Consider the following 6,336-nt stretch of genomic DNA (forward strand, 5'->3'; position numbering starts at 1 on the left):
GCTGGCTACCCGCCTCCCGGATGGCTGGAATGACGCCAGATGTCGGACAACACCGGAAGGTCGTGAGCAGCATGAAGATCGCCTTTCTCGTCGCCCCGGAAGGCATTGAGCAGGTCGAACTCACCGATCCGTGGCAGGCGGTCCGCGACGCCGGCGGCACGCCCCGTCTGGTGTCCACCAAATCCGGCCGGGTCCAGGCGTTCCACCATCTCGACAAGGCCGACACCTTCGAGGTCGACCAGGTGGTGAAGGACGCGACGGTCGAGGAGTACGACGGGCTCGCCCTCCCCGGCGGGGTCGCCAACCCCGACCTCCTGCGGCTCGACAAGCGGGCCGTCGCCTTCGCCAAGGGCTTCTTCGACGCGGGCAAACCAGTGGCCGCCATCTGTCACGCCCCCTGGACCCTGGTGGAGGCCGATGTCGTACGCGGCCGCACCCTCACCTCCTGGCCCAGCCTGCGCACCGACATCACCAACGCGGGGGGTGTCTGGGTGGACGAGCAGGTCAGGATCTGCGAGGGCGGCCCCAACACCCTGATCACCAGCCGCAAGCCGGCCGACCTCAAGGCGTTCAACGAGGCGATCGTGGACGTGTTCACCAAGGCGACGGGGACAAAGGGAGCGGCGCGATGACGGATCCGGATCGCAAGCAGCGGCAGCGCGAGGAGCACCTGGCCCCCGACCCGTGCGAGGGCCCGCTGACCACCGACCAGGGGGTGGCGGTCGACCACACCGACGACTCACTCACGGTGGGCGAGCGCGGCCCCACCCTGATGGAAGACTTCCACTTCCGCGAGAAGATGACGCACTTCGACCATGAGCGCATCCCGGAGCGGGTGGTGCACGCGCGCGGCGCGGGCGCGTACGGATACTTCGAGCCGTATGAGTCCTGCGCCGAGTTCACCAAGGCCGCCTTCCTCCAGGATCCGTCCGTGCGCACCCCGGTCTTCGTACGGTTCTCGACCGTGCAGGGGCCGCGCGGCTCGGCGGACACCGTGCGGGACGTCCGGGGCTTCGCCACGAAGTTCTACACCTCGGAGGGCAACTACGACCTGGTCGGCAACAACATGCCGGTCTTCTTCATCCAGGACGGCATCAAGTTCCCCGACTTCGTGCACGCGCTCAAGCCCGAGCCGCACAACGACATACCGACGGGCGCCTCCGCGCACGACACCCTGTGGGACTTCGTCTCGCTCCAGCCCGAGACCCTGCACATGATGATGTGGCTGATGTCGGACCGGGCGATTCCGCGCAGCTTCCGGATGATGCAGGGGTTCGGGGTCCACACCTTCCGCTTCGTGGACGCGAACGGAAAGGGCACCTTCGTCAAATTCCACTGGAAGCCGAAGCTCGGTGTGCACTCGCTCGTGTGGGACGAGGCACAGGAGTGCGCGGGCCGGGACCCGGACTTCAACCGGCGCGATCTGTGGAACGCGATCGAGGCGGGCGAGTATCCGGAGTACGAGCTGGGGGTCCAGCTGGTCCCGGAGGAGGACGAGTTCAACTTCGACTTCGACCTGCTCGACGCCACGAAGATCATTCCGGAGGAGCAGGTGCCGGTGCGGCCGATCGGCCGGATGGTCCTGAACCGCACCCCGGACAACTTCTTCGCGGAGACCGAACAGGTCGCCTTCCACACCGCCAATGTGGTCCCCGGCATCGACTTCACCAACGATCCGCTGCTCCAGGCCCGCAACTTCTCGTATCTGGACACCCAGCTGATCCGGCTCGGCGGTCCCAACTTCGCCCAGATCCCGGTCAACAGGCCGATCGCGCCGGTCCGTACCAACCAGCGCGACGGCTACCACCAGACCGCGATCCACACCGGGACGAACTACTCCCCCAACTCGCTCGGCGGCGGCTGCCCGGCCCTCGCGGGGCCGGACGGCTACGCCTTCACCCACTACGCCGAGCGGGTCGACGGCCACAAGATCCGCAAGCGCAGCGAGAGCTTCAAGGACTTCTACAGCCAGGCGGCGCTGTTCTGGAACAGCATGAGCGACTGGGAGCGGCAGCACATCGTGGACGCCTTCCGCTTCGAGCTGGGCAAGGTCACCGCGATGAAGGTCCGCGAGCGGACGGTGGACGAGCTCGGGCACATCGACTACGGCCTGGCGACAGCGGTGGCCGAGGGCATCGGGGTCGCGAACCCCGCCCCGCCCGGCGCCAACCACAAGCAGGCCTCCTCCCCCGCCCTCAGCCTGGAGAACCTCCGCGGCGAGTCGATCCGCACCCGCACGATCGCGGTGCTGGTCACGGACGGCGTGGACACCGACCAGCTGACCCAGGCCCGGGAGGCGCTCAGCGCCCAGGGCGCCGTGGTCGAGGTCCTCGCCAAGCACGATGGCAAGGTCAGCGGCAGCGACGGCAACGGCTACCCGGTGGACCGCGCCCTGCCGACGGTCGCCTCGGTGCTCTACGACGCCGTCCTGCTGCCGGGCGGCCCGGCCGGTACGCCGGACCTGGCGTCCGACCCCACGGCGATGCGGTTCATCCGCGACGCGTACCTGCACGGCAAGCCCATCGGTGCGCTGGGGTCGGGGGTCGGGGTGCTGGCGTCGGTGCGGCCGGAGGGTCTGCGGATCGCGTCGGAGCACGGTCATGTGTGCGCGGACCACGGGGTGGTCACGGATACGACGACGGGCTCGACGAGCGAGGAGTTCACGCAGGCGTTCACGGAGGCCATAGCGGCGCATCGGCATTGGGGGCGGCCGGTGGTGCGGTGCTGAGCCGAGGGTGAGGGCCGGGAAGGGCGGGGCCTCCGGCCCCGCCCTTCCTCCCGTTGTCCGGCCCGTCCGGCGATGACAGACAGGCCCGACGGGCGTGCCGGGGCCGACGCTCGCGGGCACCCAGCCACCGTGGCGCTCAACTCTCCCGCCGCACCGCAGGCGCCCACGACCCGCAGCCGAGAACCGATCGAGGAGAACCCCTACGGCGCGCGGCCCAGCAGAGCCAGCAGCTTGGTCTGGGCATCCGCACCGGCCGGCGCCTCCGCCGGCGCGGCGAAGAGACCGCTCTCCTCCAGATCCGCCGCGTACGGGGCGACCTCACGCACCGAGAAGTCGACCAGCGGCTTCGGGAGGCGCTCATCGGCGCCGATGGCCCGCGACAGATCCCACGCGTGGACGGCCGCGTCGGCCGTCATCTGGGCGCAGTATTCCGTGGCGGGGCTCTCCCCGTACGAGAGGGTGACCGTGCGTTCGAGCGCACCCGGCTCACGAAAGGCGGCACGGGCGGCGGCCGCCGCCGCGTCCCAGGTGGCGACGGGGTCGTCGCCCAGCAGGTCGCCTTCGAGGGCGTCGCCGTGGTCGGCGGCGCCGGAGCTCTCGTGGACGAGCGGCGGCACCCACATCTGCTCGACGGTGAGGTGGTTCACCAGGTCGCGTACGGTCCACTCGGTGCAGGGCGTCGGGTCGTCCCACTGGTCGGGCCCGATCGCGTGTACGCGTTCGGTGAACAGATCGAGGGCCTCGCCATATCTGGCCAGCAGCGGATTCTCAGCCATGGTCCATCACCCTGTGTGAGGGGGTTCGGTAGGCGGCGGCGGGGGTGCCGCGGGCGCGGAAGGGGCGGAGCGGGCGTGCGGGGACGCGGAGTTCCTGAGGACCGCCGCGGCCACCATCAGGATCGCGAACACGATCAGTGCCGCCGCCCACGCCGGCATCGCCAGGGCGAACAGGAGCACCAGACACGCGGTGAGGGCACCGCCCGCGTAGAGCGCGATCGCGGCCGCGCCGCCGTAGAGGCGGACGCTGCGCCGCAGGGACATCTCGCGCAGCTCTTCGCGGACCTCCTCGCGGACGGCCTGTGCGACCGGTCCGGCCAGGTCTCCCGCCGACGGCCTCGGATACGCGGATTTGTCAGTCATGGGCGCCGGGTACCCGTGCCCTGCCGCCGCTAACACGGGACACGGGCACCGCCGGCACACGCGCGGGGGTACGGCGTCGGGCGCGGGCCCCTGATTTCCCGCCTCCGACGCCGCTCCTCACTCCCTACGGGCCGCTCGGCCACACCTTGGGTCCCCGATCGGAGGGAGGTCAAACATCGGGTTTGATGCCGCCGTGGCGGGTACGCAAAGGGGACGAAAGACCGGACCCGCTAGGAAGGGGACCGACATGCAGCGAGGCAGCGACCGGCTGAGTGTCCGCAGGGACGATGAGATGAAGCACGAGCTGCAGGGGCTGATCCGCTCAGGCCACCCGACTCGTGTCGAGGAGTGGCACGACCCGGAGCCCGCCGCCGACGACGACCCCGAGGTCATGGCGGGGCCGGTGCCCGCGCGCGGAGGGGGCGGCGAAGCGGAGGCGTTTCGGTTCGAGTTCGCCCGCCATCTGGGGCGTACGACGTTCCCGGCGGAGCGCGACACCATCGTGCGCACTCTGAGTGAGCGGCACGCGCCGGACCAGCTGATCGACCTGGCCGAGGAGCTGCCGGGGGACCGGACGTTCCACACGGTGCAGGAGGTGGTCTCGGCGCTCGGCCTGCAGCCTGGTGCGTAAGACCGCTCGCCACGGGTACTGCGGGCAGCACCCCACCCGAAGAAGGCGAGCAGAACATGCCGCGATATGTGAAGGACGTCATGACCCGGGCCGTGATCTCGGTCCGCCCCGACGCCTCGCTGGTCGAAGCCGCCCAGCTGATGCGTGCGCAGGACATCGGCGATGTGATCGTGGCCCTCGACGGGGACTTGCTCGGTGTGCTCACGGATCGTGACATCACGCTGCGCGCGGTCGCCGAAGGTGTCGATCCCCTGGCGGTCAGCTGCCATGCCGTGTGCACCGCGGACCCGGTGACCATCGGGCCGGATGAGGAGGTGGCCGAGGCGGTCGCGCTGATGCGGCAGCATGGTGTGCGGCGGCTGCCGGTCGTCGAGGCGGGGCGTCCACTGGGCATCGTCAGCCTGGGGGACGTCACGGCGCCGACCTGAATGAGTCGGGTGCGAGGGGTGGTGAGAGACCTTCTCTCACCACCCCTCCGCTCGCATGGTGAGACGCTACTCTCACAATGCGGGATACCCGCGTACGGTGGAGCCACTCCGATCGCCGGTCGACTCGAAGAGGAGTGCCGCCATGCCGAAGGACGCCGCCGTCTACACCCACGGACACCATGAGTCGGTGCTGCGCTCGCACACCTGGCGCACGGCGGAGAACTCCGCGGCCTATCTGACCGGGCAGCTGGGGCCCCATATGCGGATCCTGGACATCGGCTGCGGCCCCGGCACGATCACCGCGGACCTGGCCGCGCTCGTCCCCGAGGGTCAGGTCACGGGCGTCGACGCCGAGGGCACTGTGCTGGAGCAGGCCCGGTCGTTCGCGGAGGGGCGCGGGCTGACCAACGTCCGCTTCGCGGTCGCCGACGTCCACGATCTGGACTATCCGGACGACTCCTTCTGCGTGGTCCACGCCCATCAGGTGCTGCAGCACGTCGGCGACCCGGTCGGGGCGCTGCGCGAGATGCGCCGGGTGTGCGGGCCGGGCGGCATCGTGGCCGTGCGCGACAGCGACTACGCCGCCATGACCTGGTATCCGTCCGTCCCCGGGCTGGACGGCTGGCTCGATCTGTACCGCCGGGTCGCGCGGGCCAACGGCGGTGAGCCGGACGCCGGACGCCGGCTGCGCTCCTGGGCCCGCGAGGCGGGGTTCACCGACATCACCTCGACCGCCACGGCGTGGTGCTACGCCACCCCCGAGGAGCGGGCATGGTGGAGCGGTCTGTGGGCGGACCGCACGGTCGCCTCGTCGTACGCCCGGCTGGCGGTGGACGGCGGCCATGCCACCGAGGACGAGCTGCGCGCCGTCGCGGAGGCGTGGCGGGAGTGGGGCGAGCGGGAGGACGGATGGTTCGCCGTCCTGCACGGCGAGATCCTCTGCCGCGTCTGAGCAGTTCAACTAGGCTCGCCCGCATGGACATTCTGGGGACTTCACTGCGGGTGTGCGTCGACGATCTGGACTCGGCGATCACCGTCTACGAACGACTGACCGGCGCCGAGGCGGTCCGCTTTGAGCGCGGCGGCGTCTCGGTCGCGGCGGTCGGCTGCTTCTTTCTGATGAGCGGCCCGGAGTCGGAGCTGTCGGTTCTCCGTAAGATCACGGCGACGATCGCGGTGAAGGACGTGGACGAGGCGATCGCCGATCTGACGGCGGTCGGCGGGCAGATCGTCGCCGGTCCGCTGCCCGCCCCCGTGGGCCGGATGCTGGTGGCGCGCCATCCCGACGGCTCGATCTTCGAGTACGTCGACCGGAACCGTTCCTAATCAGTGAGCAGGAGTGAGTCTTGGACCCACTGCCAGGCACTGCGCGCATCCCGAACGGTTTTGGATGCACTGGTTGCCCGCGTT

General features: G+C 70.2%; 8 protein-coding genes. 6 read left to right on the top strand and 2 right to left on the bottom strand.

What is annotated here, in order from left to right; genetic code table 11:
- The first annotated feature begins 71 nt into the window (after positions 1-71).
- Together ABZS71_RS26885 and ABZS71_RS26890 are read left to right on the top strand one after the other, a co-directional pair.
- Entirely contained in the window at positions 72-632 is a 561-nt protein-coding gene (locus tag ABZS71_RS26885; RefSeq protein WP_355843238.1) for a type 1 glutamine amidotransferase domain-containing protein, read from the top strand.
- Positions 629-2,728 carry a catalase gene (locus tag ABZS71_RS26890; RefSeq protein ID WP_356214215.1) on the top strand — a complete coding sequence of 700 codons (2,100 nt, stop codon included), beginning with the start codon at positions 629-631 and terminating at the stop codon, positions 2,726-2,728. The genes ABZS71_RS26885 and ABZS71_RS26890 overlap by 4 nt, the downstream gene beginning before the upstream one ends.
- 200 nt (positions 2,729-2,928) lie before the next feature.
- Here the strand turns inward: ABZS71_RS26890 and ABZS71_RS26895 are convergent, their stop codons facing one another.
- Both ABZS71_RS26895 and ABZS71_RS26900 read right to left on the bottom strand, forming a co-directional pair.
- On the bottom strand, positions 2,929-3,504 hold the full coding sequence (locus ABZS71_RS26895) for a TIGR03086 family metal-binding protein (RefSeq protein ID WP_356214217.1): 576 nt from the start codon (positions 3,502-3,504) through the stop codon (positions 2,929-2,931).
- Positions 3,505-3,510: 6 nt separating this feature from the next.
- On the bottom strand, positions 3,511-3,867 hold the full coding sequence (locus ABZS71_RS26900) for a phage holin family protein (protein WP_356214219.1): 357 nt from the start codon (positions 3,865-3,867) through the stop codon (positions 3,511-3,513).
- Positions 3,868-4,114: 247 nt separating this feature from the next.
- On the opposite strand from ABZS71_RS26900, the gene ABZS71_RS26905 reads away from it, so the two are divergent.
- The 4 genes from ABZS71_RS26905 to ABZS71_RS26920 all read left to right on the top strand — a co-directional run bounded on the left by ABZS71_RS26905 (position 4,115) and on the right by ABZS71_RS26920 (position 6,252).
- Positions 4,115-4,498, top strand: a complete 384-nt coding sequence (locus ABZS71_RS26905; RefSeq protein ID WP_356214221.1) for a DUF2795 domain-containing protein — start codon at positions 4,115-4,117, stop codon at positions 4,496-4,498.
- A 56-nt stretch (positions 4,499-4,554) separates the two neighbouring features.
- On the top strand, positions 4,555-4,926 hold the full coding sequence (locus ABZS71_RS26910; protein WP_355843172.1) for a CBS domain-containing protein: 372 nt from the start codon (positions 4,555-4,557) through the stop codon (positions 4,924-4,926).
- Between the two features lie 142 nt (positions 4,927-5,068).
- Positions 5,069-5,878, top strand: coding sequence for a class I SAM-dependent methyltransferase (locus tag ABZS71_RS26915; RefSeq protein ID WP_356214223.1), 810 nt, complete (start codon positions 5,069-5,071; stop codon positions 5,876-5,878).
- 23 nt (positions 5,879-5,901) lie between these two features.
- Positions 5,902-6,252 (top strand): VOC family protein, encoded by a 351-nt coding sequence (locus ABZS71_RS26920; RefSeq protein ID WP_356214225.1) that lies wholly within the window; start codon positions 5,902-5,904, stop codon positions 6,250-6,252.
- Positions 6,253-6,336 lie beyond the last annotated feature (84 nt).

Origin of the sequence: Streptomyces sp. NPDC005393 (assembly GCF_040606675.1) — a bacterium.
Classification (GTDB): Bacteria; Actinomycetota; Actinomycetes; order Streptomycetales; family Streptomycetaceae; genus Streptomyces.

Bases quoted from the DNA above. Each gene is read 5' to 3' on its own strand.
- ABZS71_RS26895 (WP_356214217.1), bottom strand. From the start codon at position 3,504: ATGGCTGAGAATCCGCTGCTGGCCAGATATGGCGAGGCCCTCGATCTG.
- ABZS71_RS26920 (WP_356214225.1), top strand. From the start codon at position 5,902: ATGGACATTCTGGGGACTTCACTGCGGGTGTGCGTCGACGATCTGGAC.
- ABZS71_RS26885 (WP_355843238.1), top strand. From the start codon at position 72: ATGAAGATCGCCTTTCTCGTCGCCCCGGAAGGCATTGAGCAGGTCGAA.
- ABZS71_RS26890 (WP_356214215.1), top strand. From the start codon at position 629: ATGACGGATCCGGATCGCAAGCAGCGGCAGCGCGAGGAGCACCTGGCC.
- ABZS71_RS26905 (WP_356214221.1), top strand. From the start codon at position 4,115: ATGCAGCGAGGCAGCGACCGGCTGAGTGTCCGCAGGGACGATGAGATG.
- ABZS71_RS26900 (WP_356214219.1), bottom strand. From the start codon at position 3,867: ATGACTGACAAATCCGCGTATCCGAGGCCGTCGGCGGGAGACCTGGCC.
- ABZS71_RS26915 (WP_356214223.1), top strand. From the start codon at position 5,069: ATGCCGAAGGACGCCGCCGTCTACACCCACGGACACCATGAGTCGGTG.
- ABZS71_RS26910 (WP_355843172.1), top strand. From the start codon at position 4,555: ATGCCGCGATATGTGAAGGACGTCATGACCCGGGCCGTGATCTCGGTC.